At 61.9% G+C, this 22586-nt stretch carries 26 protein-coding genes and 1 pseudogene; 7 read left to right on the top strand and 20 right to left on the bottom strand.

Features of this window, described 5'->3' with window-relative positions:
• Window positions 1-234: HU family DNA-binding protein (locus RS75_RS23255; protein WP_045024882.1), on the top strand; the 234-nt coding region annotated here is incomplete at its 5' end.
• 41 nt (window positions 235-275) lie between these two features.
• Here the strand turns inward: RS75_RS23255 and RS75_RS26925 are convergent.
• The 4 genes from RS75_RS26925 to RS75_RS23240 all read right to left on the bottom strand — a co-directional run bounded on the left by RS75_RS26925 (window position 276) and on the right by RS75_RS23240 (window position 2502).
• Window positions 276-446, bottom strand: a complete 171-nt coding sequence (locus RS75_RS26925) for a hypothetical protein (protein ID WP_012654900.1) — start codon at window positions 444-446, stop codon at window positions 276-278.
• Between the two features lie 323 nt (window positions 447-769).
• Entirely contained in the window at window positions 770-1087 is a 318-nt protein-coding gene (locus tag RS75_RS23250) for a DUF736 domain-containing protein (protein ID WP_041723935.1), read from the bottom strand.
• Window positions 1088-1503: 416 nt separating this feature from the next.
• The gene (locus tag RS75_RS23245) at window positions 1504-1809 is read right to left on the bottom strand and encodes a recombinase family protein (protein WP_052679743.1); all 306 of its coding nucleotides are present in this window, start codon (window positions 1807-1809) and stop codon (window positions 1504-1506) included.
• A gap of 144 nt (window positions 1810-1953) precedes the next feature.
• Window positions 1954-2502, bottom strand: coding sequence for a helix-turn-helix domain-containing protein (locus RS75_RS23240; RefSeq protein WP_045024880.1), 549 nt, complete (start codon window positions 2500-2502; stop codon window positions 1954-1956).
• A 205-nt stretch (window positions 2503-2707) separates the two neighbouring features.
• On the opposite strand from RS75_RS23240, the gene RS75_RS23235 reads away from it, so the two are divergent.
• Window positions 2708-3604 carry a DMT family transporter gene (locus RS75_RS23235; protein WP_045024878.1) on the top strand — a complete coding sequence of 299 codons (897 nt, stop codon included), beginning with the start codon at window positions 2708-2710 and terminating at the stop codon, window positions 3602-3604.
• Window positions 3605-3615: 11 nt separating this feature from the next.
• Here RS75_RS23235 and RS75_RS23230 read toward each other — a convergent pair whose 3' ends face one another.
• Complete coding sequence (locus RS75_RS23230; protein WP_324607195.1) at window positions 3616-4239, bottom strand: TetR/AcrR family transcriptional regulator; 624 nt, start codon at window positions 4237-4239, stop codon at window positions 3616-3618.
• A 67-nt stretch (window positions 4240-4306) separates the two neighbouring features.
• On the opposite strand from RS75_RS23230, the gene RS75_RS23225 reads away from it, so the two are divergent.
• A complete protein-coding gene (locus RS75_RS23225) occupies window positions 4307-4831 on the top strand; it encodes a DinB family protein (RefSeq protein WP_045024874.1) in 525 nt (174 codons plus the stop codon).
• A 194-nt stretch (window positions 4832-5025) separates the two neighbouring features.
• On the opposite strand, the gene RS75_RS27420 is transcribed toward RS75_RS23225, so the two are convergent.
• From RS75_RS27420 to RS75_RS27350, 6 genes and pseudogenes are all read right to left on the bottom strand, one after another.
• On the bottom strand, window positions 5026-5298 hold the full coding sequence (locus tag RS75_RS27420; protein ID WP_234617956.1) for a nuclear transport factor 2 family protein: 273 nt from the start codon (window positions 5296-5298) through the stop codon (window positions 5026-5028).
• Between the two features lie 21 nt (window positions 5299-5319).
• A pseudogene (locus RS75_RS27415) lies at window positions 5320-5652 on the bottom strand (hypothetical protein); the annotation flags it as partial.
• A complete protein-coding gene (locus RS75_RS23210; RefSeq protein ID WP_045024871.1) occupies window positions 5652-6578 on the bottom strand; it encodes an ArdC family protein in 927 nt (308 codons plus the stop codon). The pseudogene RS75_RS27415 and the gene RS75_RS23210, both read right to left, overlap by 1 nt.
• 15 nt (window positions 6579-6593) lie before the next feature.
• On the bottom strand, window positions 6594-6794 hold the full coding sequence (locus tag RS75_RS23205) for a hypothetical protein (RefSeq protein WP_045024869.1): 201 nt from the start codon (window positions 6792-6794) through the stop codon (window positions 6594-6596).
• 97 nt (window positions 6795-6891) lie between these two features.
• Complete coding sequence (locus RS75_RS23200; RefSeq protein ID WP_012654887.1) at window positions 6892-7491, bottom strand: hypothetical protein; 600 nt, start codon at window positions 7489-7491, stop codon at window positions 6892-6894.
• 243 nt (window positions 7492-7734) lie between these two features.
• Window positions 7735-7857 carry a hypothetical protein gene (locus RS75_RS27350; protein ID WP_267884634.1) on the bottom strand — a complete coding sequence of 41 codons (123 nt, stop codon included), beginning with the start codon at window positions 7855-7857 and terminating at the stop codon, window positions 7735-7737.
• 144 nt (window positions 7858-8001) lie between these two features.
• Between RS75_RS27350 and RS75_RS23195 the strand changes: the two genes are divergently transcribed.
• Window positions 8002-8307, top strand: a complete 306-nt coding sequence (locus RS75_RS23195; RefSeq protein WP_045024867.1) for an alkylphosphonate utilization protein — start codon at window positions 8002-8004, stop codon at window positions 8305-8307.
• Window positions 8308-8326: 19 nt separating this feature from the next.
• On the opposite strand, the gene RS75_RS23190 is transcribed toward RS75_RS23195, so the two are convergent.
• From RS75_RS23190 to RS75_RS23150, 8 genes are all read right to left on the bottom strand, one after another.
• The gene (locus tag RS75_RS23190) at window positions 8327-8536 is read right to left on the bottom strand and encodes a hypothetical protein (protein WP_045024866.1); all 210 of its coding nucleotides are present in this window, start codon (window positions 8534-8536) and stop codon (window positions 8327-8329) included.
• Window positions 8533-8841 carry a hypothetical protein gene (locus RS75_RS23185; protein ID WP_045024864.1) on the bottom strand — a complete coding sequence of 103 codons (309 nt, stop codon included), beginning with the start codon at window positions 8839-8841 and terminating at the stop codon, window positions 8533-8535. Before RS75_RS23185 ends, RS75_RS23190 begins: the two co-directional genes overlap by 4 nt.
• Window positions 8838-9725: a DUF7007 domain-containing protein gene (locus RS75_RS23180; protein WP_045024862.1), complete on the bottom strand. Its 888-nt coding sequence runs from the start codon at window positions 9723-9725 to the stop codon at window positions 8838-8840. The genes RS75_RS23185 and RS75_RS23180 overlap by 4 nt, the downstream gene beginning before the upstream one ends.
• On the bottom strand, window positions 9722-10195 hold the full coding sequence (locus RS75_RS23175; protein WP_045024884.1) for a hypothetical protein: 474 nt from the start codon (window positions 10193-10195) through the stop codon (window positions 9722-9724). The genes RS75_RS23180 and RS75_RS23175 overlap by 4 nt, the downstream gene beginning before the upstream one ends.
• Window positions 10196-10290: 95 nt before the next feature.
• The gene (locus tag RS75_RS23170; RefSeq protein ID WP_045024861.1) at window positions 10291-12051 is read right to left on the bottom strand and encodes a ParB N-terminal domain-containing protein; all 1761 of its coding nucleotides are present in this window, start codon (window positions 12049-12051) and stop codon (window positions 10291-10293) included.
• Window positions 12052-12406: 355 nt separating this feature from the next.
• Window positions 12407-17488: an Eco57I restriction-modification methylase domain-containing protein gene (locus RS75_RS23160; protein WP_045024857.1), complete on the bottom strand. Its 5082-nt coding sequence runs from the start codon at window positions 17486-17488 to the stop codon at window positions 12407-12409.
• Between the two features lie 129 nt (window positions 17489-17617).
• Window positions 17618-18019: a DUF3085 domain-containing protein gene (locus RS75_RS23155; RefSeq protein WP_045024855.1), complete on the bottom strand. Its 402-nt coding sequence runs from the start codon at window positions 18017-18019 to the stop codon at window positions 17618-17620.
• Window positions 18020-18030: 11 nt separating this feature from the next.
• Entirely contained in the window at window positions 18031-18633 is a 603-nt protein-coding gene (locus tag RS75_RS23150) for a DUF1419 domain-containing protein (protein ID WP_045024854.1), read from the bottom strand.
• Window positions 18634-19011: 378 nt separating this feature from the next.
• Here RS75_RS23150 and RS75_RS23145 point away from each other — a divergent pair, with 378 nt between their 5' ends.
• Window positions 19012-19473, top strand: a complete 462-nt coding sequence (locus RS75_RS23145) for a mobile mystery protein A (protein ID WP_045024853.1) — start codon at window positions 19012-19014, stop codon at window positions 19471-19473.
• Complete coding sequence (locus RS75_RS23140; protein WP_045024852.1) at window positions 19470-20066, top strand: mobile mystery protein B; 597 nt, start codon at window positions 19470-19472, stop codon at window positions 20064-20066. Before RS75_RS23145 ends, RS75_RS23140 begins: the two co-directional genes overlap by 4 nt.
• Here the strand turns inward: RS75_RS23140 and RS75_RS23135 are convergent.
• Window positions 20027-20950 (bottom strand): DUF3991 and toprim domain-containing protein, encoded by a 924-nt coding sequence (locus RS75_RS23135; RefSeq protein WP_045024850.1) that lies wholly within the window; start codon window positions 20948-20950, stop codon window positions 20027-20029. The genes RS75_RS23140 and RS75_RS23135 overlap by 40 nt on opposite strands.
• 449 nt (window positions 20951-21399) lie before the next feature.
• Between RS75_RS23135 and RS75_RS23130 the strand changes: the two genes are divergently transcribed.
• Window positions 21400-22586, top strand: a 1187-nt coding sequence (locus tag RS75_RS23130; RefSeq protein ID WP_045024849.1) for a tyrosine-type recombinase/integrase, incomplete at its 3' end; no start/stop codon positions are given.

Genomic DNA, 22586 nt, shown 5'->3' with positions numbered 1-22586 from the left:
AACCTCACCAAGGCGCAGGCCAAGACGATCGTCGAAAGTGTCTTCAAGCAGATCACCGACGCGGCGCTTGCTGGCGCAGAAACGTCGATCCCATCGTTTGGAAAGTTTAAGCTGAAGGACACTCCGGCGCGTGAAGGCCGCAATCCGGCAACCGGAGCGACAATCAAGATCGCGGCGTCGAAGAAGCTGACCTTTGCGCCCGGCAAAGCGGTCAAGGACGCGTTGAACGGCTGAAGCAATCACGCTGCCGGAAGCGGCAGCATGATGGAAGCCTCCTAGAAAGGAGGCTCCGCGCTGACGCGGCCGTCCTGCTCGGCCTCGATGGCTGCAAGCTCGGCCTGCACCATCTCCAGCTCCGCCGCGATCTGGCGGCGTTCGCCCGCATCCACGGCATTGCGCAATTCGGCCTTAAGTTCTTCGCGCTGAATTTCGAGAGAAATCGTCATCGTCGTCTCCTTGACGTTTGTGAAAGACGACGCAGCGCGTCATGGCGAAGCGGAGGGGTCCAGCATCGCGGGACGCGACCGCCGGAGGCGGCGAGTGGAGGAGCCGATTTGCGGAAGCCGCCATGGGCGGAAGGAGCAAATTGGAGGCACCGCTCGTGCTGGACGCCTTCGGTTCGCCATGGCACCCTTGGACGAACTGAGCAGTTCCCCTACCTCCAGTGTGGCACCCCAAAAAGCCGGAGGCAGGCTCGATGCCTGCGCCCGGCTCTCCCTTGCGACACGAAAAGAGCCCCGCCTTGTCGAGCGGAGCTCCTCGGCGTGGATCAGGCCTCCCGCTTCGGGCGGTTCCAGATGAGGGCGTAGTCGCCTTCCTTCTCGCCCGGCCAAAGGGCTGCGGTGATCGGGGCGTTGAAGCTCGGGTCGTCCAGCTTGACCGAGATGTATTCCTCGCCGTCGTTGGAGACCGCCTTCCAGCCGGCGCCGACCTCGACGCCGTTGCCGGCGGTGATGCGGAAGTCCGGAGCGTCGCGCGAGACGCGCTCGATGGGGTTCAGGCGGGCCTTCATGCTGACGGTAAGAGTTCGCACGTTGCCGATGATCGAGTTGTTGCCGTTGGTGGTGAATTCGCCGATGACTGCCATTGTCGTAACCTTTCCGGTTTGCTCGGGCCGCGCCCATCGCGTCCTCGATGACGGTGTTAAGACCGACGGCGATCGACGCCGCACCGCTGGCGGCCGGAACGAAGTGGAGGACGGCCGGGAGCGGCTTTCTTGGCCCGCGAGGAATGCGAACCTGTTCGCAGGGGAAGAAAGTTGCGTATGGCCGTTGCGGCCAAGGCGATCGAGACGAAGGCGTCCTTCGGTCACACCAGATTCATCGAGGTCTGTGTGGGTGTGGCCTGTCCGAACCGGATCGACCACGACATGCCGCGAGACCAATCGTTGAACTCACCACCAGCACGCCGCTGGCACAATCGTTTTCGGGACCATGCTCACACCACGTCACGGCTGCAGACCTACCGTTCCCTTCGGCGCCATCGCCGATGGGTGCGTCTGCACTACCGACTGTTCGCCAGCAGAGCCATCTTCGACTGGATGGTGTCTCCTCGCTCGAACTCGGCAGTTCCGGCGAAGATGGTCAGCACCATGCGACCAGCCGGCGACGTGGTATCGGCCCATGGCTCGGCCAAAGACCGCAAGCCGGCCCTGGCCGCGTCCAGCAGCTCCGCAATGTCGAGAAGATCACATGTCGCTCCAGACACCTTTTGCTCAAGAATGCGCTTGCACCCAGCCGCCTTTAGCGCCGCACGCTGTCGGTCCAGAGTCTGGTCGTCTGTCGAAACGCGGGCATATCCGATAAGCAAGGTGGTTCCATTCGCTATGGTGCAGCCCGGAATTTACCGCGTACAATCCGTCGCGGAAATATGTATTTTGCGACAAGACAAATATCAGACGCAGAATCGTGAAAAAACTTGGGAATTTCGCGACAATGATTTTTGTATGCTGATCTAACGCGAGCTTTCTAGCGCGAGCAGGATTACAGCATTTTCGGATAGGGCTTCGTAGGAATGCGGTCTGTCACCCGGATAGCGATAATAGTCACCAGGGCCAATGTCTTCGGTAGCCGCTGCCGGCCCCAGGCGAACCCTTCCGTTAATCACAATGATATGCTCGATTGTCCCTCTAGGGTGCGGCTCCGCATTGCGGATCGACCCGCCCCGAAGCGTAAGGCGATAGAGATCGCGCCGGCTCGCAGGGGGGCACTTGCTAAGAAGCACTGTCGTAAAATCCGAGCCGTCCGCCGCAAGCTCTACCCCCTCACCTGCCCGGATCAGTTGGCTATGAGACGACGCGCTTTCGAACAAAAAGCTGAAGGGAATTTCCAACGCTGAAGCAATCGACCACAGGGTTTCGATGCTGGGATTTCCCTTGCCTGCCTCAAGTTCCGATAGGGTTGATTTCGCCAGATTGGCTTTGGTCGCCAGGGCAGACAGGCTCATGCCCGACTGTTCCCGTTCGCGACGGATAGCGCTTGCAACAAGGTCTTTAAGATTCATATGTCCGTTCGATATACAAATACATCGTTCGGATTGACGAACGATTTCCTTGCGTTCATTATAGCGAACGAAATTCGCCTATCCAGTCTAAAGCACCAAGTCTCTCGCCGCGTAAATCCGGGTCGTGCCCGGCATGCGCGGCGTGACGATCGCTGCCGGCAAGAAATTGAGGGAGAAGAACGTGGCGACGGCATCAGCGCGGCCTATGTCGGCAAGCAATTGGGGACAGCTTTTGCTCCTCGGTATTCTTTGGGGCGGTTCCTTCTTTTTCGCCCACATCGCCGTAGCAGAGATTCCACCTCTCGCCTTGGTGCTCTATCGCGTCTCGATCGCTGCTTTGGTCTTGCATATTTGGCTGCGGCTACGTGGCTTATCCTTCGCGCCTGTTCTGGCGCGGCCAATGTCTTTCCTGCTCTTGGCCCTGCTTAACAACGTCATTCCGTTTTCGCTGATTTTTACAGGCCAGACGGCGATCGGCGCGGGGCTTGCATCGGTGTTTTACGCGACAACCCCGCTATGGACGATCCTCGTGGCGAACTTGCTCACGGCCGACGAAAAGCTATCGGCGAGGAAGCTCGCCGGAGTGGCACTTGGGATCGCCGGAACTGCCATAACTATCGGTCCCGGTTTATTGTCTGATCTCAGCGGCCCCGCATGGGCAAAGTTCGCGGTGGTCGGAGCTGCGGTTTCATATGCCTTCGCCGTTGTCTATGCGAAGCGCTTCAGGGATATAAGCCCTACAGTGGTCGCCACCGGGCAACTCACCGGCGCAACGATTCTTATGGTGCCGATTGTTTTTGTTTTCTACAGCCCCGCCAGCATCATCACATCCAGCGGTTCGATATGGTTGTCCGTGCTTGCCCTCGCCGTCTTCACCACAGCTTTCGCTTTCATCCTCTATTTCAATCTCATCGCTTCGGCGGGAGCAACCAACGCCTCCTTGGTGACGTTACTCGTGCCGGTCAGCGCGATCATGCTAAGCAGTGCCTTTCTTGGCGAGCAGCTGGAGGTGTTCGAGCTTGTCGGAATGATATTGATCATGGCGAGCCTGATCATCATCGACGGTAGGATATTTCGTCGCCTCCTGTCGCGGAAATCCTGATTTCCGCGAGTCTAGCCGGAGTCCCCGATGTACAGGGTGATCAAGCGGACCAGCTCTCTCTGCATCGCCAAGTCATTGATGGCACCACGCCGAGCCGCATTATGTATCACCCCGTCAATCGCGTCCGAAATCACGCGGGCGGCGACATGATCGTCCGGGTTAGGCTGGCGCTTCCGGTATGTGGCAACGGCCTCAGCGTAGTAGGCAAGATATTCAATCTCGAATTCGCTGTGCGGATTGCGATACTCTTCAGAGCTGGGAGCTTCGTCCAACAGGACGCGATGTAGGCCTGGATATACGCTATGCGCCGCAACCACGGCCTGCACCAGTTGCGCCGCGAACTTTGCAGGCGATATCCCATCCGGGCGGACCCTCTTCATCACCCCCATGCTGTCATCCAGATGGCGGTGGCGAATTGCATCGACCAAAGAGAGCTTGTCGGGGAAATATTGGTAGAGGGAACCGATGCTGACACCGGCCAGCTCCGCGACCCTGTTTGTCGTGAACCCAGCCCATCCTTCATCGCTCAGAATGCGAGCACCGGCCTGAACGATCGTTTCGACGGTTGCGCGAGACCGCGCCTGTCGCGGCTCCTTGCGCATAACGGATTGCTGCTTTGCAATGCGAGTAGACAAGAAGTCGGCTCCGTAGAAAATGTGTAGGACTTGCTCACATTTCTAAACCTCGAAAGGATCGGTGGCAATGAGCACCTTGCTCCAAACACTCTACGGCTATCACGCCTGGGCCAATGTCGATTTGTTCAACAAGCTGGAAAGCATTGACCCCGAAAAAAATGGGGCGGAACTGCGAACCGCTCTCGGGCTGATCAGCCATTATTATGTAGTTTCTCAGATATTCGCCGGCCATCTGCAAGGCGTTCCGCATGGCTTCACGTCGGATAATCTCGAAGAAACGCCGGGGCTAGTTGAACTGCGGGCCGCCGTCATGTCCTCCGACCAATGGTATCTCGACTACCTTGGCACGGTCTCTCCCACGGCGCTTTCCGAGACTGTGGCCTTCACCTTCACCGATGGCGACAAGGGCTATATGACCCGCGAGGAAATGCTGACCCATGTTGCCTTGCATGGAGGCTATCACCGAGGCGAGGTTGGCCGCGTTCTCTGGCAACTTTCCATCACCCCGCCCTGGGACACGTTCGCTGTCTATCTTCACCAGGCCCAGCCTGCGCGACGACAACAGAGCAAAAGCACGCTCGTTCCCGCATAAATCGAACGGATTCTCTATCGGGCGAAAACTGTCGCAGAACTCAGTCGCGAAAGTCTGACTTTTGCACGCGACTTTTGCGACAGAAATTCGGCTGTGTTTTCAGCGCCGCCAATTTTGTCGCGAATGTTAGGATTTTTGCGACGAACGGCATGTGCCTATCTAGTGTATTGAGTCGGGCTGGTGATAATATAAAATTAGACGGCAGCTTTCGCCACGGCGAAGCTATCCTCGAACAGACGGAAGCGGGTGATTTCGCCATTCTCCACGGTGAAATCAAAGCAAAATTCTGACTCGATCAGCTTACCCGTCCGCAGAACGCGGGACGCAAGTTCTCCGATTGCTATAACCCGATTGCCTTGCGACAGGATTTCCCGCACCGCAAAGGCCTCTGATGCGATCTGCTCCCTGATCTGCGCATAGAACTCCGCTGCGCCTGCCTTTCCGATCTTGCGGCCGATCCACGGCACGACGCTCGTGTCGCCCGCCACGGCTGGCGTCACGGTTTTTGCAAAAGCCGGAATCGAAGCCCACCGTTTGCCGGCGGCGGCGTCCATGAGATTGTCGCGAATATTGCCGGCCGACACCACATGGACCGGGAATGGAAGGACATTCGGCGACATCAGCCATTCGAGATGATCGTAGACGGCTTTTGGCTCCCAACCGGTATCGGCAAAGATCGCGCAATCGGGCATCGGCCCGATCTCACCATGCGCTGCTATCGGCGCCATGGTGGTGGACTGGACGCCGGCGCCGAGCAAAAGCGCCCGCAGCCGGATCGGGGAGGGCGCGCCGTCCCCGGTAAAGTTCGACACCTGGAGCATCAGGCCGCCTCCTTTCCGGAAGCTGCCTGCGGCTGAAGGTCGTGCAGATATGTGACAGCGCGCTGCGCATGCGCCGCCGCATTGAAGATCGCCCGCTTGTCGGATCCGAGGATTTCGGCCCAGCTCTGGATATAGGCGGCATGATCCGGCCGAGGCTCCAGCTCCGGCACGATACCCAGATCGGCGCAGATCATCGCTGCCCCAAGCTCCACCAGCATCTCTTCGAACGCCCTCTCGCGGCGATCCTTGTGGTAGCGGCTCAGGTCCCTGTTCAGTCGGGCGGGACCGCCCGCCCAATGCAAGGTTTCGTGCGCTCTCGTCGCAACGAAAGAGGCCATGTCCCGGAATTGTTCGGGCCGCGGCAGCTGGATGTGGTCGGAGGCAGGAGAATAATAGGCCTTGTCGCCGCCGTAACGGACGACAGCGCCCGTGTTATCGAAGAAGCGATCGGCGTGCTCGATACGCTCAAGCGGTCTCGCGATCGGTTCGGGGCGACTGTAATAATGATCTGCAAGGCCATCGATTTGATCGCAATTGAAAACTGTATAGGCCTTCAGGAAGGGAATATCTCGCTCGACCTCTCCGCCGCCCGCGTCCGTCTCGGTTTTGGTGAAGCGGCTGGCATAGACGACGGTCGCGCCGCTCTCGCCCTTGCGCACGTGAGCGCCGAGTTCGTTTGCCTGGCGCAGCGTCATCCATGTTGACGACATGAAACCACTGGCGACGCTCTCCGACCACAGAAGCAGAACATTGAGGCCGGTGTAAGCTTGTCCGTTGTGACGAAGCGGCCGGCTCACCCGGCCCGGTAGATTGGCCGCACTCCACGGCTCCACCCATGGGCGCACGCCCTTTTCCAGATCGGCGACGATCCTGTCGGTGATGCGTGCATAGATATCGGTCCGCGTGTTTGCTGTTTTCCTGCTCATTTCCAAACCTCCGTTTCAGGAGGCCGCGCCCATCGCGGCCCCGTCGCGGAGGGCCGAAAGCAGGAGCGATCGGGGGGAAGGCGCACCGGAACGGCCGGAACGCCAGTGGAGGACGGCGCAGCCGTTGCGGCTTGCCGCCGGATCCTGCAGGACCGACGAACGGGACGGGGCAGCGATGTCGCCCCGCGTCTCTTCGTCTTTCCTCTGTTTCCCCATTGAGCTTTACTCCAACGGCGACACAAAAAATGGCCGCCTCGGAGTGAGGCGGCCTCGTCCCGACGAAGGCGGAGCTGGATGCTCCGCCGGAGACGTCTCAGCCAAGAGCGTCCATCTGTGCTGCGGCCGCCTTGCGGTCGAGCGCCTGGCCGGGGTTGTCGACCGGCCGATCGAATGGCTTCCACGCTTCACCGACAATCTGTTCGTAGGCTGCGACGGCGCCTTCAGCTGCCAGGCGGAGCGCGTGGGCCTGAATACCCATGTCGGCTGCGAACTCGCGCTTGCGCTGGGCGGCGCTGTCGTAACCGACCGGGCCATCGAGATCCTCGTCGCGGGCGTCCGACGCACCCTTGGCGGTCGCATCGCGTGCTTCGGTGACGGCCTTGCTGTAGAACTGGCCAGCGCCATGGGCCGATCCGACATAGGCGCCGACGATGCGCTGGAGATGGATCTGCATCGCCCGTTCGCCGAGGCCATCGGAGAGGCCGGTCGCTGTTTCGACGATAAGGCGCTCGTGCATGTCGCGGATGCCGTCGCTGTCGAGGATGGCCGTTCCGAAGCTTTCGGCGATCCGGAGCGCCTGCGCTTCGTCGGGGCATGTCAGGCGGACCATTTCGATCGTGGCGCCCTTGCGGAGCTGCACAACGCGTGCGGCAGGGCGAGAAGCTTGACGGGAAGAGGTTGCGGGCTTTGCCATGATGGTTTCCTTTTCGGTTTGCACGAAGCGTTCGGCCCCTTGGCCGTTCTGTCCTTCGGTGCGGTCGAAAGGAACCGGCGCAAGCCGGGCGGTTCAGGGTCCGGGCAGGCCAGATCGAGCGAAGCAGGTGGGCGGGCAAGCCGAACCCACGGTTCTGCGAAGCCCGCGTGCCTGTTTTGTCGAGAGCGGCATGACCGGCCGCCCCGCGGCGCGACAGCGGCCTTGAACCGGACGGGCGCTGGTTCAGACCGCCACGAAACCGAAGGACAGAACGGCCAAGGGCCGGATGCCGAAACCGGAAAGGAGGTCATGCAAAATGCGCGCCAGGCCCGCACCTGCAAGCTCGTCTTTCCATGCTGACGTCACTGGTGCTCCACGTCGCCAGAATGGATCGCCAATATGCCCGATGTGCCTGTCAGAACACCCTGATTTGCTTGCGCCGCCTTTCCACGATAGACGCGCATCTGGCGTTACGACCGGCCAACAGTATTCGCGAAAAGAGCACCGCAGATGAGCGATCATAGCGGCGACGATTATGTCTATGACGAAGCAACCGGCGAATGGCGTCCGGCATCCGAGATTTCCGCCGAAAAAGCAAAAGCCGCAGAAGTGCGCGACGCCTCCGGCAACGTGCTGGCCGATGGCGACTCCGTCGTGCTGCTCAAGGACCTGAAGGTCAAAGGCGCCGGCCAGACCTTGAAGCAGGGCACGGTGATCCGCTCGATCCGGCTGACCGACGATCCGGAAGAGATTGACTGCCGGCATGATGCAATCAAAGGCCTGGTCCTGCGCACCGAGTTCGTGCGCAAGCGTTGATCAGGGCTGTGCCGATTGCTCAAGGTTTCGGCAGCCGATAGCGGTCCAGCCAGGCCGGGCCGTGCGTGTTGCGCAGCTTGCGAAGGATCTGGTCGTCATCGCAGCGCCCTTCGCCCATCCAGACGGTGTTGAGGATGCGCTTCCATGATCGGCCGTGCCTCGCCGCGTAATACTGAAGCGCCTTTACCTCCTGATCCGTGAGGGACGGAAGCGGTTCATGGCGCTTCATGGTATCGTCTCCTGCAATGCCGCAATCGCGGACTGCTGCCGCATAAGCTTGCGCGTCAGAGCATCGATCTCTGGCTGGCGGTGCGCGGTGATCGCCGCAAGATTGGAGCGGTAGCGGGTGAGGAAGGCTTCGGGTTCAGGAGGCCTGCCGCGGCGATATCCGTATTTGCGCCGTCCAAGCGATGGGATCAGCGCGGTCATCCTGCGAATGATCTGGCGGTCGATCATGTCGAGCTGATGCCGCGTCTGCCGGCACGCTTCTTCCATGCGCCGCAATTCCGCCTGTCGATCGATGGACCGGTTCATGCCACCGTCCTCCCCGTCCATGAGGCAAAGCTTGATGGGCCGTCGTAGGCTGCGTGGCGCGCTTCATCGATGACGTAGCCGAAACGGTCTGCTTCGTATTCGGGTGACGGCACGAGAAATCGCCGTTCCTCGCCGCCATGATCGCGCCTGCCTGCGCGCGTGGCGATCACCTCGGTCATGCCTGGATGATGATCCGATCGAAGTGCCGAAATCACGATCCAGTCGCTGGCGTGCTCGAGCTCGAATGCGCGGCGATCCTTCACATGAGATTCGCCGTGAGCAAGCACAGTGGCGGAAATCGCCTCCCACGCATCGGGCTCCCAGTTCTTTAGCGTCTCGCTGGCGCAACGCTTCTCGAAGCTGGTGAACAGTTCAGGGAAGGTGAGCGCCATGGCAGCCCAGGCGCAATCCTCCTCGTAGAACCCGTCGTCCGCCCGGAGCAGCGGATGGACAATGCGGTTTCGGTCGGCCGAGAGCTTAAAGCCGCCGTGGCTTGCAGTGGAGTGGAATTCGATCCCCTCGGCATAGGTTGTCGAGTGCTGGGCCGAACCCCATGGCGTATGCACATGGGGGGCGATATTTCGACGTCCGAGCACCTGTTTTTCGCGCTGATGTTCGGCCTGTTCAATGACGTGTGTACTAAACGCCGCCTCATCGGCGAGTTCGCCGGAATGGCCGTAGAAGTCTGCCCGTCGCCACTCGGGAAGCGGACGCCCAATCTTCCAGCCTGTTGCCAGATAATGCCGTCCGGCATGACCTGGCAGCATGGCAAAAGCGTGATCGCCGACGCGGGCGACGGGGAACCCTTCGCAGGACAGACCAAAGAAAACCCCCGGAAATCCAGGGGTGCAGTCTGGCATCTTCGTGTTGGGAAGATCGATCATGCGGCAGCCCTCCCTTCCACGACATCGGCGGCGATCTCATCCGCCGTGACGTCCTCGAGGACGGCGGACGGATAGCCATGGGTGGTCAGCCATTCCTGCGCAGCCTGCCGGCTCGGCGCGAGATGGACGAGCTCGGCGCTGTCGCCAGGGCCGTCGAAGACACGGCAACTGCCGACCGCCGGACGTTCGACGATCGTGAACGTCAGGCTGGTTTCCAGCGTGAAGGTACGATGGATACGGATCGTGATCACGCCGCCGCTGCCATAGTCACCTTCGTGCAGCGTGAAGCTGGACGGCAGGCTGATGTTGCCGGCGCCGCGCTCATCCTGCTTGCGTATCAGCCGGCCTCTGCTGTTGTTGGTCTTCCACGCGGAGAGCTTTTTGCGATGGCGCTCCGGCGGGCGCGGCTTTCCGTCGGACCACGCCAGAACGGTGCCGATCGGCGCCAGGAATGCGAGATGTGCGGACATGTTGATCTCCTTATCTTTAGGGTTGGAAACGAAGCCGCCGCCGGTGGAAATCACCGGCGGCGGACATTCATTCGGAAGGGGAAGGAGGGACGCGGCTACTCCGCGGCGATCCCGTAAGCATTCTGCTCTTCGTCAGGATCGACGGCTTCGGGAGCGTCATCGGCGCTGCCGGGAAGATCGGCCTCGTCTTCGGGGGTGGCGAGGGCTTCTTCTCCATCAAGGGCGGGCTCATCGACGTCTGCTTCTTCCGCGCTGTCGTCGTCATCGAGAACCTCGCCACTCTTGATGAGATCCACGATGTCCTGCGGATCGGGCGCGAAGAGTGCGGTCGTGTGAACGAAGCGCTCTTGCCTGAAATGATCAACGAGAGCCGCACGGGTCTCCCGCACCTTCTGGCGCGAAAGCACGTTCGCCTCCTTCGCCGCTGCTTCCATCGCCTGGCGAGACAGGCACAGCAGAAAGTCCTCCGAGCCCATGTTCGGCAGGAAGTTGTCGGCGCCGATCGCGTCACCTGCGATCCGGGAGATCACGCCGCTGTTGGACATACCCCGCCGGCACGACAGCACATCGATCAGCATCGAACGCGCGGCCAAGCGCAGTGTCTCCCCGTCAAAGGCGAGCTTGCCGGTTTCGCCGATCAGCCGGGCGGCGTGGCGCTTAAAGCGCTTCGACCCGAACACGGTATCGGTCGCGCCGGAATCCACGCGGACGTTCAGGCCGGCGAACGCAAGCACGAGCAGGGCCATCAGCATGTCGTCCTCGATCGGGGCGCGTCCAAGCGCCTCATGCAGGGCGTCGGTGCGGAAGTCGCCGATCATGTCCTGCCCCTTCTGGGTCACATCGGGGCGCGGCTTCGGCGCGTCGACGATTGCATCATCGGCTTCGGCCAGACCGCCCGTCTTGGACGAACCGCCCTTCTTCGTTTTCTTATCCTCCGGCATCCGGTACGCGACTGACTGCACCTTGCCGTCACGGTCGAGATACATCCCGACGTGATCGGACTTGGACGGCTTGCCGTAAACGCGCTCCGCTTTCTTCGGCAGTTCCGGCTGGCCCCAGTTGTTGACCTCGATGATCGACCCCTTCTTCGGAATGTTGTTCGTCATCCATTCCTGCTGTGCGCCGAGAAACGCTTCCACGTTGGTGGTGTAGCGGCTGTCCTGGTCGGCCGGAGCGAACAGATCCTCGACCCATTCGATGCCATAGGCAGCGGCGAGATCATCCCCGAAGCTCGCATCCTTGGCGAACATGCGGGTCTTCGTGAGTGCTCGAGAGATGTTGTACCAGTCGGCCCGCTCGGACTTCTTCGGCTTGTGAGCTTTCCAGACTTGCCTCTGCTCGTCGAGCGAGGCTGCGGCGATGGTCCGGAGCTGCTGCTCGTTCGGCATGTCGCCGAGCGCCATATGGTCGAGCATGGCCGGCAGCACATTGGCCAGGAGCCTGAGCTTCCTGATCTGGCGGACCGGCAGTGCGAGCGCCACGCCGATCGCTTCCTCGGTCCAGCCGAGCGCGACCAGGCGTTCGATGCCGCGCCATTGGTCGACGGGGTTGAGCGGCTCGCGGGCGATGTTTTCCACCATCGAGCGCATCGCGCCATTGTCGTTGGCCGCTGCGACGACGAGGACGGTGATTTCCTCCAGTCCCGCTGCGATCGCCTGCTTCACGCGGCGGTGTCCGGCCTGGATGATGTAGCCATTGCCACCGTCGACTTCCGGCGAGATGACCGGCGGCTGGATGATGCCGACCGCTTTCACCGTCGCAAGCAACAGCGCGTCGGATTGTGGCGAGGATTTCGAGCGACGCGTGTCATCGGGATTGTCCTTCAGCGCACGGGGATCGAGTTTGAGGATTTGCATGAGATTGGCTCCTTCCGGGATTGATGGGCCGGCGCCTTGCCAGCCCTTTTCCGTCTTCAGTTCTTTCCAAAGACACTTCCCGGACCGCGGAGCGGACGGGCCGGTGCAACTGCGGCCGAGCATCCCTGCCCGGCTGGCCAAGCAGGGCTTACAGCCCTGCGCAGGACGACGGGCCGGGATCGCGAGTGGCGCGGTTGAGCGCAAGCGTCAGCGGCCTGCCCGAGCTGCGAGCAAGCTTCTCCCCTTCCTTATTTTCTCATTTCAGAAGAGCGATTTTGTAAAATCAAAATGATCGGTCGCATTTGCGGGTCTACCCGATCCCTCTTAAAATTCGCGATAAATCGAGTATCGCTTTTCAAGCCGCGATCCGCTCATCGACATCAGTCGCCAGTGCCGCGTCGACCTCGGCAAGCTGCCGACGTTTCTCGGCCAGTTCACCGGCGAAGGCGAAATCGCCGCCTTCGTCGCGCGACTGGTATGATGCGAGCCGGCGGCGTGCATCGGCAAGGCGTTGGCGATTGCGCTCGCGTTCACCCTCGAAATCGCCAAGCGCGTGTTCGAGGCGGGAGACGGCCCCGAGCGGCGTCACCGTCACGGGCAGTTCGATCTCGAAATCCGCGCCGGTGCGCATCAGCATGGTGGTGTATCGATAATTGTCGCGGCCGAAGCGTTCCCCACCATATTTGAGGTCGAAACCGCCGATTGAAGCGATGACCGTCTCGCCCTGCCTCTTGAGTTGCACCTGGGTCAGGATCTCTTTCATCAAGGAACGACCAGCCTCCTTGCGCTCGGCATAGACCTTGCCCATGACGGTCACCGAGAAGGCGTCGCCAGCCGTTGGAACCAGGCGCTCGATATCCTGCCCGACCTCTGCGATCCGCCGCGTCGAAGATTCGATTTCTCGCTCGGCATCGCGGATCTGTCGGCGAACGGCGTGCTGGTCGTCGATATGAGCGGCGCGCAGGCGCTCCAGCCGCGCGATATCGGCTTCAAGCCCTGCCTTCTGCATCAGGCGCTGATCGCCCGATGCGATGGCCTTCGCCATTGCGAACTGGTTGGCCTGTCCCTCGCCTATGTCGTCCAGCCGGCGGATCGAGGTGTCGCCGGAGAGCGCGGCGGCGACGAAGCGCGCCTTGCGCTCGTTGTTCTGCCACATCGTCGCGTCGAGCGAACCCTCGGTGGCATAGGCAAAGATATCGACCTCGTCATGCTGGTTGCCCTGACGCACGATGCGGCCCTCGCGCTGCTCGATCTGGGAGGGAAGCCAGGGGACGTCGAGATGATGCAGCGCCTTCAGGCGGAGCTGGGCGTTGACCCCGGTTCCCATCGTCTGCGAGGATCCGATCAGGAACCGGACCCTGCCTGCCCGGACATCGCCGAACAGCCGCTGCTTCGCCGCAGACTTCTTGAAGTCCTGCATGAAGGCGATCTCGGAAGCCGGCACGCCTAAGCGGATCAGTTCGTCGCGGATCCAGCGATAGGCCGAAAAACCTCTCGTCTTCTCGACGCTGATGGTGCCCAGGTCGGAAAAGATCATCTGTGCCGCGCCGGTCAGCTCAAACGACTTGCCGTCATGGCGGAGATAGGTGCTGCCCTCGGTCGCCTTCCAGATATTGAAGGCGTTCGAGATGAGGTTGTTGAGCTTGTTGTCCGCCTCATTGTCATTGTCGGCATCCACGAGGCGCAGGTCGATCGCCGCATGCCGGCCGTCCGTGATAACGGAGAGCAGGATGTCGTCGCCCGGCTGCGGCGGCCCTTCGCGCTCCTCGATCGCCTTGATGCGCTCGGCCAGCACCATCTGGTAGTGCTTGAACGCCTGTGTCGGCTTCGACGTGACGATCTGGCGCCTGCCGGTCGAGATCGCCGGCACCTTTACATATTCGCGCAAGTCCGCCGGCATCACGACATCCGCGAAGCTGCGGAACATCGCGATCAGCTCGGGCACGTTGACGAAGCTCGCGAAGCGGGACACCGGCTTGTACTTGCCGGAGGGCTGAAGCTCCAGCTCGGTGGTGGTGTCGCCGAAGGTCGAGGCCCAGGCGTCGAACTCATGCAGGCCACGCTCGATCAGCGCCGGGTGACCCATCAAGCGCTGGACCGAGAACATTTCGCCGAGCGTGTTGGTGATCGGCGTGCCCGACGCGAGCACAAGCGCGCGACCGGGATTGATCGTCTCGATGAAACGGGATTTTACATAGAGATCCCAGGCCCGCTTCGAACCGTTCGGATCGACGCCCTTCAACGTCGACATATTGGTCGCGAAGCTGAGCTTCCTGAACTCCTGCGCCTCGTCGACGATGATCTGGTCGACGCCGATCTCGGCGATGGTGAGCAGATCGTCCTTACGGGTAGAAAGCGCTTCGAGCCGCTCCTGCAGTCCTTCCTTCAGGCGCTCGAGACGCTTGCGAGAGACGCGGTCCTCATCCTCGACCTTCAGCAGCAGGGTTTCGTAGAGCTCCAGTTCGTCGTGGATCATCTGTTGTTCAAACACCGACGGGACACCGATGAACCTGAAGGCGGAATGCGTGATTATGATCGCATCCCAGGTCGCCGTCGCCGCGCGCGACAGGAACCGGGCGCGCTTGTCCTTCGAAAAATTCGTCTCGTCGGCAACGAGGATACGAGCGGTGGGATAGAGCGCCAGGAACTCACGCGCCGCCTGCGCAAGGCAATGCCCCGGCACGACCTGCATCGCCTTGGCGATCAGGCCGAGACGCCGCTGCTCCATGATGCTTGCTGCCATGGTCATCGTTTTGCCGGCGCCGACGGCGTGCGCCAGATAGGTCGAGCCGGACGAGATGATCCTCCAGATTCCGCGCTTCTGATGTCCATAAAGAACAAAGGCGCCCGAGGCGCCTGGAAGGTTGAGATGATCGCCGTTGAACTTTCGCGGCGCGATGTTGTTGAAGCGGTCGTTATAGACGCGTGCCAGCCGGTCGGTACGATCGGGATCGGACCATATCCAGCGTTGGAAGGCGGCCTTGATCTTGTGAAGCTTTTCCTTGGCCGCTTCGGTATCGACGACGTTGAGAACCCGCTTTTCGCTGTCGCCATCCCTGATCGTATCGAATATCTGCGGCACCCGGCTGTTCAGGGCGTCGGACAGCAGTTCGCCGGCATGGCGGCGGTCCGTTCCCCATTCGGATGTGCCGACGGCCAGATTACCTAGCTGGCGGGCCTCGACGGTCCATGATGCCAGTTCGGGCATGTGATGGATCCGGATGTCCGTTCCCATCACCTCCTTGACGAAGGCGACGACATCTTGGGCGGGAATCCACGGCGCGCCGAGACGCGCGGTGATGTCCGAAGGTCGAAGATCGACCGGCTGGACGGCTGTGAGCGCCGAGACGTTGGGCTCATAGGCGGGATCGAGCGCCGCCGCGGCTTCCGCGACCTTGAGCTTGTCGCGAACATGACCGGACAGATAGGCGTCGGCCATCTGCCAGGAACCGTCGGCGGGATCGCGGAAGATTGCGCTGCCAAGCTCAGTGACGACGTCTTCGGGATCACGGTGTAGAAGCTCGGCGATATGATCGCGATCAACGCGCCCGCGTTCGTTGAGCACCACGGCGAGCGCATCCGCGGCACTGGTGATCACCGGTGGCGCGGGCGGCGAGATCACCCGTTCAGTAAAGATCGCGCCGGGCTTAGCAGTGTCGTTTTCGAGGTCGTAGTCCTCGATCGAGGCGACCAGCCAGCAATCGGGATCGTCTGCGAACGGCTGGAGGTTCGGGCGGCGATGGCTCTCGCGCGTCTCGCCTGTCTCCGGGTCCTCGGTGATCGAGACCGTGGTGTGGTTGATCGGGCCGAAGTCGCGCACGAAGCTCGACCAGGCAATGCGCAGCTTGACCTGCAGATCCTTCCAGGGTTGGCCCAGTTCCTGGGCCTTCAGCACCCCACGCACCGCGTCACGGACCGGGATCAGCTTCTGGATGATGCGGATGTGTTTCTCCGGGATACCGTCGGCGCTGCGACCCTTACGGGCCTTCACCGCAACGGGTTCGCCGTCGATCACCTGCATCAGGCCCCTGGCGTTATCGACGAAGAAGCTGCCTTCGCGGACATGCCGGCCGGCAGGGAGATCGCCAGGACTATCGTCGGTCGCGTCCTCAAGATCGAGATCGATCTCGGTGGGCTCGCCGTCATAGCGGCCTTCCGGAAGAAGATGGACGGCGGCCGACAGCGCCGCGGCGAGATCCTCGCCGTCACGCGGAAGGCATGTATAGGCTTCGCCGAAGGGGCCGGAGGTCAGTGCGTGGGTGCCGAGCACGAACTCCGGATGCTGGGCGAACCACCTGTTGACGCGGATGGCGCCCTCATCCTTCATGGCGAGCCGTATTTCGTCCGTGTCGAGCCAGGAAAGATTGCCCTCTGGCTCGGCGACCTTGCGCTTGCGGAAGAACAGAATGTCGACGACGACGTCGGTTCCCGCGTCGGCCCGGAAGCTGCCTTCCGGCAGGCGGATGGCGGCAATCAGGTCTGCCGTCTTTGTAATATACTCGCGCGCGGAGGAATCCGCCTTGTCCATCGTGCCGGAGCTGGTGACGAAGGCGGCGAAAGCCCCCGGCTTTAACAGGTCGATCGACCGGGCAATGAAATAGTCGTGCAATCGCAGCCCGAGCGAGCGATAGGCGCGGTCGGAGCGTACGGTCCGGTCCGAGAATGGCGGATTGCCGATGGCGAGGTCGAAGCTTGCCGGCAACTCCGTGCGCGCAAAATCTCCGGTGAGGATCCGCGCCCGCGGCTGCAACAACCGGACTATGCGTGCCGTGACGGGATCGAGTTCGACGCCGGTAACGTGCGACGGATCACGAAGCGCTTCCGGCATCAGCGCCGGAAACAGGCCCGTGCCGATCCCCGGCTCCAGCACCCGGCCGCCGCGCCATCCGAGACGCTGCAGGCCAGACCAGATCGCCCGGACGATGAACTCCGGTGTGAAATGGGCATACTGAGTGCAGCGGGAGAGCGACGCATAGTCGGTCTCGCCGACCGCATCCTCCAGATCGAAACCGATCTCGTCCCAGCCCTTGCGGAATTCGAGCTCGCCCGGACGGCGGAAGACGCCGTTGGCAAGATCGGACGCGCCGAAGCCGGTGAAGCGGATCAGCGTCTCCTGTTCCTCGCGCGTCGCAGGACGTTCGCTCGCCTCGATCTCGGCAGCGAGCCGGATCGCGGCAATATTGTCGCGCGCACGGTCCTTCCAGCGGCGGGCGAGACCACGGTCATCGACGAGATGGAAGTTCGGGCCACGGGCACGGCACGGCGGGGACGACGGCCCCACGACCGCGGCGATCGGCAAGGCCGGCGCTGGAGTTGTGGGATCCGGATCGTCGTCGGGCTCGAAGTTGCTGCCGAAGGCCGTCACGCCCAGGCCGAGACCGGACGAAAGCGCGGTGTTGCCGAAAAGATCGATGGTGAAGGGATCATCATATGACATGCTGGAATCTCCTGGGTGAAGGCGCGCGTCGCCGTCCCGCTGGAAGGTTCCAGTCGGCTGACGATGTGCGGGGATGAAGAGGACTGGGTGGGCTGGACCGGCCGCGGGACGGCGAGCGTCTGCGGATCGCTAGTCTCGCGCGATCACGGTGAGTTGCATCGAATCCTCGTGGAAGACGACCCTCAGATGCGTGCATCCGGGGCTGGCAGCGATCAGCTTCACGAGCATGGCACCGTCGAGAAACTCGACCCCGTCATCGCCGCCGAAATGCTGGCGCTTGTATTGCCAATAGTCAGGGTTGGTCTTCGGATCGCATTCTTCGGCATAGACGACGAACGGCCGCTGCCCTTCGGCGAGCTTACCGTTGGAGAGGATGTAGACGCCCTCGTCGCCGACCAGCCAAAGACCGGGCTTCTCATCGCGGCCCGGAAACATGCCGTAGTGGGGATTGCGGAAGCCGCCGTTGAGGTGCGCGTCGAGGCGTCCGCGCATCATGACGACGTGGATGTCCGTCACGGAAAAAGTGAACATCGCCGCCTCCCTTACGCCGCTATCGCGTCAGGGAGGTAGCGCAGATGCACCGGCAGCTTCGATGCGATCTCCGCATCCGTGAGGTCGTCGAGCAGCTTCAGGACGGTGCCCTGGCGTCCGCCGTAGAAGAGCACGGTCCGCTTGCCGTGGTCGTGTTCCGGCCAGCGCTCGCCGGCATAGCCGCGATAGTCATCATGGGTGCTCGACCAGATGTGGTCCAGGCGTTCCTCGCGCGTCATCGCCCGAACAGGCCGGGTTTCGCGCTCTACGATTGCGGCACGCATCCGCTCCGGCGAGCCCTTCTCGGACAAGTCGCAGTAGCCGTGGAAATACCGCATCCGGTCGTCGATCTTCAGCGTGAAAAAGATGCTGGTGATGCTGCCGGTGAGGAACTCGCGCATGGCGAACATGTCGCCCCGCATGAACAGCGGCGGCAGGATCTCGAACATGTAATCGTGCTGGGCCTGGGCGGTTTCGAACCATTCGCCGCGATACAGCGCGCTGTCGTCGCCCTCCCAGCGGTTCAGGCGTTGCGCGTGGCGGTCGAACAAGCGGAACATCTGCCGGCGGTCGGCGATGCCTTCAAAGACTTTACGTATTGGAGAGACGGTCATCGGCGGGCTCCTTTCAGCCTCGTCGGGAAGGACACGTGGCTCATCCTCGCGATGTCGCCATCCTTTTCAGCCCTTCCTGACCCCTCCTTGGAGCCGCCTCTCCGCCCGGACGGGTCAAGGGCCGCGCAGCGGGCGAAGCTTAACCCTTGACGCGGCCGGCGGGCATGCGGCAACCGGTTTCCTCCTCTCCCTTCTTCCTTTTCCTTTTTTCATTCTGCTCCATCTGACCAGAGCCGTCAGCTTGTAGACTGTTAAGATTACATATTGAATCAGGCTATAGCCTGATTTGCTTATATTGATTATCAGTTCGCAACCTGATAGATACAGCGTCACAATCAGCCTGCTGCCTGATCGGCAGCGTCGGTGGAAAGTTAAACGATGAAGGACGATGCAAGGAAACGAGCGCGCAAAAGGCTTGACGAGCGTCTTCGCGGGCTGCAGCCGGCGGAGAGCTTCAGGGCGCCGCCGAAAGGATGGGTCCGGGCGTTGCGCGACGCGCTTGGCATGACGGGGTCGCAGCTCGGCTCGCGGATGGGAATCCGGCCCCAGACCGTCGAAGCGATCGAGAAGTCGGAGGCATCCGGAACGATCCAGCTCAGCACCTTGCGGCGTGCGGCAGAGGCGCTCGACTGCACCCTCGTCTACGCACTGGTCCCGAATACGTCGCTCGAAGCCACCGTCGATGAGCGAGCGCGCAAGATCGCAATGCGCGAACTCCAGCGGGTCGCGCATACGATGCGTCTGGAGGCGCAGGGAACGGGCGATGACGATCTCGAAGCCCGCGTCCAGGCCTACATCCGCGACCAGCTTTCCCAGCGCGATCTCTGGTCACAAAAATGACCGACCTTTTCCAGGAACTAGAGGACGCAACACCGCTCGAGCCGCAGGAGCGCGAGGGCCTGCTTCAAAGCTGGATCACCCATAGGAAGGATCTCAACGAGGCCGAACAGGAAAACATCGTCGAGGGCGCAGCCTGGGCTCGCGGACGACGCCGTATGCCGACCGACAGGATGCTGACCGAAAACTTCATGCGTACATTGCACCGACGCATGTTCGGCGAGGTCTGGCAATGGGCAGGCAGCTTCCGAACGACGGAGCGCAATATCGGCATCCAGGCCTACCGAATTCCGGTCGAACTCACGGCGCTGCTCGATGGCGTGCGGTATTGGGTCGAGCATGAGACATTCGCGCCTGACGAGATCGCAATACGTTTCCACCATCGCCTGGTCGCCATCCATCCGTTTCCGAACGGCAACGGACGTCACGCGCGGCTGGCCGCCGATCTGCTCGTGGAAAAACTGGGCGCCGAGCCCTTCAGCTGGGGTAGCGGAAGCCTGGGCGACGTGGGAGATCTGCGCACGCGATACGTCGCGGCACTGCAGGCCGCGGATAATCACGACATCGCGCCTCTCCTCGAATTCGCGCGCAGCTGAGCGCAAAGGTCCTCGTTCCAGTCCTCGTGGTGGGGGCGATGGCGCTCAAACGCGCAGTTCGCGTCCCGGGCAATTGCTTCCAATCGATCAGCATAGATATCGCCCTGCGCGTTATTATCCGTGGCGGCGACCACCGACATCCCCTTCCGCGCCGCCAATAAACGGATCGCCGCATCGGTGGCAGGGGCCCAGCCGCCGCCGGTACTGACATAGAGGCTATCGCGCCGATTACTCTCCAGCGCGGCAAGGCTCATGGCGTCGATGGCAGCCTCCGTCACGCAAAGGCGCGGCGCGTGGATCGCGCCGAACCTGAACAACACTTTCGCTCCCCCGGTCGAAAAGCCGCGCCATTCCGGCCCGCGTTCCTCCCAGCCGGTGACGGCGCCCTCGCTGTCACGATGGCAAGCCCACATACTGCCGCGCGGCCCCTCGCGCACGAGATCATGCCGGATCGTTGCGCGGATGGTTGCTTCAGGAACGCAGCGGTCGTCGCAGAGATAGCGCCAGGTCATCGAGGCCGGCCACGGCTTGCGGCGCTTCGTCCATCGTTCCGAAACGCTGGCCGGCGGCTCGATCTCGCGCGCAGCGTGGGTCCAGAGCGGCTGCTTCGGGACGAAGCCGATCAGCGAGGTTACATAGTCAAGGGCTTCGACAAAGGGCACTTGGTCGAGATGCTCGACAAGACTGAACACGTCACCCTTGGCGTCGGAGAGCGGATCGAACCAGCCTCTGCCCTCGTGAATCACGATGATTATGGCCCCGCCGCCGCGGTATTTGACCGCCCTGCGGGTGCTCTCCTTCAGGTCGATGGCAAACCCAGCCTTCTCCAGCACGGCAGCGCATTGCACCCGATCCCGGAGGTCTTCCAGTTCCTTCTTTTCCATTTTTCTTCCCGACGCACCTTGCGCCCGCCTTTCCTTCTGTTTCCTTTTCCCGCACCCGGCGGAGCCCTCTCCGGACGCCGCGAAGAGCAAAGGGGGCAAGGGCGCGGCTGGCAACCTGCAGATCTGCACCTTGCGCTGACGGATCGTGCAGCCGCGGCGCAGCTTCCCTTGCCGCCTGCCGCTCGCAAGCGGCACGAGGGAGAAGGGTCTCAATGAGACCCGCCCGGAACGTATTCATGCACGATCTCCAGATCGTCTTCGTCATCGAGTTCGTTGCTCGGGAGAACGCCGTTATCCTGACTCTGCGTTCTGTCTTACCGCTGTGACGTTTGCAGCACAGGATCAACGTCGACGACACCCTTCCCCGCTTGAGGTGAGGCGATGCGATTTTCCCGCCGGGACGGGCTCGAGCCCGTCCCGGCGGGAAAATCGCGGCCAAGGAGAACAATGTGCCCCAGCTCTTCTTCACGGATCTTTCGGCGCTGCGGCAGTCTGTTACGCTTGATGGCGTCGTGCACACGCTGTCTGTGGACGAAATCACAGCCGCGGAAAATCTGGACCTCGTGGACGGTATGCCGTTCATTCTTGACCAGGATGGCAGCTACAATCACGACTTGAACCGGTTCTTCAGAGCCTGTCCAACCTTGGGAGTCCGTTCGCCCAACAGTCTGCGCGCCTATGGTCGGGATATCCTGATTTGGATGCGCTTTCTTGCCGAGCGCCGAGACAACAAGTCCCTCTGGGCGGCTGATCGGCACGATGTTGCAGCCTTCCATGCGGCGCGACGTCTGGCGCTTCCCCCGGCGCGCATCTCCGCGGCGAGCTGGAACCGGTCGATCGCGGCGCTAGACAAGCTTTATGGATGGGCTGTTGAAGAGGGTGTGAATGCCAAATCGCCATTCACCTATCGGCAATCATGGCGACGGACGAACAGCGGCTCGGTCATGACGGTCGCCGGCAACGCTGCCACGGAGCGCGGCGCACGCAGCCACGATGTTCGATTCCTTTCCCTGGATCGGTATCTCCTGTTCCGCGAAATCGGCTTGCGCGGTCGTCTTCCAGACGGGAGTGAGGACCCGACCTGGCAGGGCCGCAACAGCGAGCGCAATGCGTTGTTCGCCGAATTGCTCGTCACGACGGGCCTGCGGCTCCAGGAGGCGGCAAGCCTCCTCTGGATCGAGCTCCCGAAACTGGAGCCGGCCGGTGTGGTGCGCAGCCGACCTTTCCGGTTGGCGTCGGCGATTGGCAAGGGCAGCAAGGGGCGCGTGATCCGATTGCCCGAGCGCGTTCTGAAATGTCTGCATGAATACGCGGCGTTGGAACGGGCCAATGTCCTCATGCGCCATTCGCAACCAAGCAGCGGATCGAACGAACATCCGATCCGTGTTGTCGGCCACGATAGGGGAAGGCTCCTTCTCGAAAAGAATGCGGCTCGGGCCAGCGTCGATGTGCTGACGCCCCTCGAACGCAGCCGCTTGGTATGGGCGGAAACGTCCGAACCATTGTGTCTTTGGCTGGCGGAAGGGGCACGGCCCATGCCTCCTGTCGCGTGGGAGGTGGTCTTCCGGAGGGCGAGTGCACGATGCAGGCGGTTCGGGGTCGATCTCGACGTCACGCCGCACATGCTGCGCCACAC

This window comes from Rhizobium nepotum 39/7 (genome assembly GCF_000949865.1).
GTDB lineage: Bacteria > Pseudomonadota > Alphaproteobacteria > Rhizobiales > Rhizobiaceae > Agrobacterium > Agrobacterium nepotum.
Note: the sequence above shows the minus strand (reverse complement) of the source record. Positions and strands in the feature narration are given on the sequence as shown.

What these genes read in the sequence shown, in the direction of transcription:
- RS75_RS26925 (WP_012654900.1), bottom strand. Translation starts at nt 446, where the DNA reads ATGACGATTTCTCTCGAAATTCAGCGCGAAGAACTTAAGGCCGAATTG.
- RS75_RS23140 (WP_045024852.1), top strand. Translation starts at nt 19,470, where the DNA reads ATGACCGACCTTTTCCAGGAACTAGAGGACGCAACACCGCTCGAGCCG.
- RS75_RS23195 (WP_045024867.1), top strand. Translation starts at nt 8,002, where the DNA reads ATGAGCGATCATAGCGGCGACGATTATGTCTATGACGAAGCAACCGGC.
- RS75_RS23250 (WP_041723935.1), bottom strand. Translation starts at nt 1,087, where the DNA reads ATGGCAGTCATCGGCGAATTCACCACCAACGGCAACAACTCGATCATC.
- RS75_RS23205 (WP_045024869.1), bottom strand. Translation starts at nt 6,794, where the DNA reads ATGGGGAAACAGAGGAAAGACGAAGAGACGCGGGGCGACATCGCTGCC.
- RS75_RS23175 (WP_045024884.1), bottom strand. Translation starts at nt 10,195, where the DNA reads ATGTCCGCACATCTCGCATTCCTGGCGCCGATCGGCACCGTTCTGGCG.
- RS75_RS23135 (WP_045024850.1), bottom strand. Translation starts at nt 20,950, where the DNA reads ATGGAAAAGAAGGAACTGGAAGACCTCCGGGATCGGGTGCAATGCGCT.
- RS75_RS23150 (WP_045024854.1), bottom strand. Translation starts at nt 18,633, where the DNA reads ATGACCGTCTCTCCAATACGTAAAGTCTTTGAAGGCATCGCCGACCGC.
- RS75_RS23235 (WP_045024878.1), top strand. Translation starts at nt 2,708, where the DNA reads ATGTCGGCAAGCAATTGGGGACAGCTTTTGCTCCTCGGTATTCTTTGG.
- RS75_RS23200 (WP_012654887.1), bottom strand. Translation starts at nt 7,491, where the DNA reads ATGGCAAAGCCCGCAACCTCTTCCCGTCAAGCTTCTCGCCCTGCCGCA.
- RS75_RS23170 (WP_045024861.1), bottom strand. Translation starts at nt 12,051, where the DNA reads ATGCAAATCCTCAAACTCGATCCCCGTGCGCTGAAGGACAATCCCGAT.
- RS75_RS23240 (WP_045024880.1), bottom strand. Translation starts at nt 2,502, where the DNA reads ATGAATCTTAAAGACCTTGTTGCAAGCGCTATCCGTCGCGAACGGGAA.
- RS75_RS23155 (WP_045024855.1), bottom strand. Translation starts at nt 18,019, where the DNA reads ATGTTCACTTTTTCCGTGACGGACATCCACGTCGTCATGATGCGCGGA.
- RS75_RS23145 (WP_045024853.1), top strand. Translation starts at nt 19,012, where the DNA reads ATGAAGGACGATGCAAGGAAACGAGCGCGCAAAAGGCTTGACGAGCGT.
- RS75_RS23225 (WP_045024874.1), top strand. Translation starts at nt 4,307, where the DNA reads ATGAGCACCTTGCTCCAAACACTCTACGGCTATCACGCCTGGGCCAAT.
- RS75_RS23180 (WP_045024862.1), bottom strand. Translation starts at nt 9,725, where the DNA reads ATGATCGATCTTCCCAACACGAAGATGCCAGACTGCACCCCTGGATTT.
- RS75_RS23185 (WP_045024864.1), bottom strand. Translation starts at nt 8,841, where the DNA reads ATGAACCGGTCCATCGATCGACAGGCGGAATTGCGGCGCATGGAAGAA.
- RS75_RS23160 (WP_045024857.1), bottom strand. Translation starts at nt 17,488, where the DNA reads ATGTCATATGATGATCCCTTCACCATCGATCTTTTCGGCAACACCGCG.
- RS75_RS23190 (WP_045024866.1), bottom strand. Translation starts at nt 8,536, where the DNA reads ATGAAGCGCCATGAACCGCTTCCGTCCCTCACGGATCAGGAGGTAAAG.
- RS75_RS23210 (WP_045024871.1), bottom strand. Translation starts at nt 6,578, where the DNA reads ATGAGCAGGAAAACAGCAAACACGCGGACCGATATCTATGCACGCATC.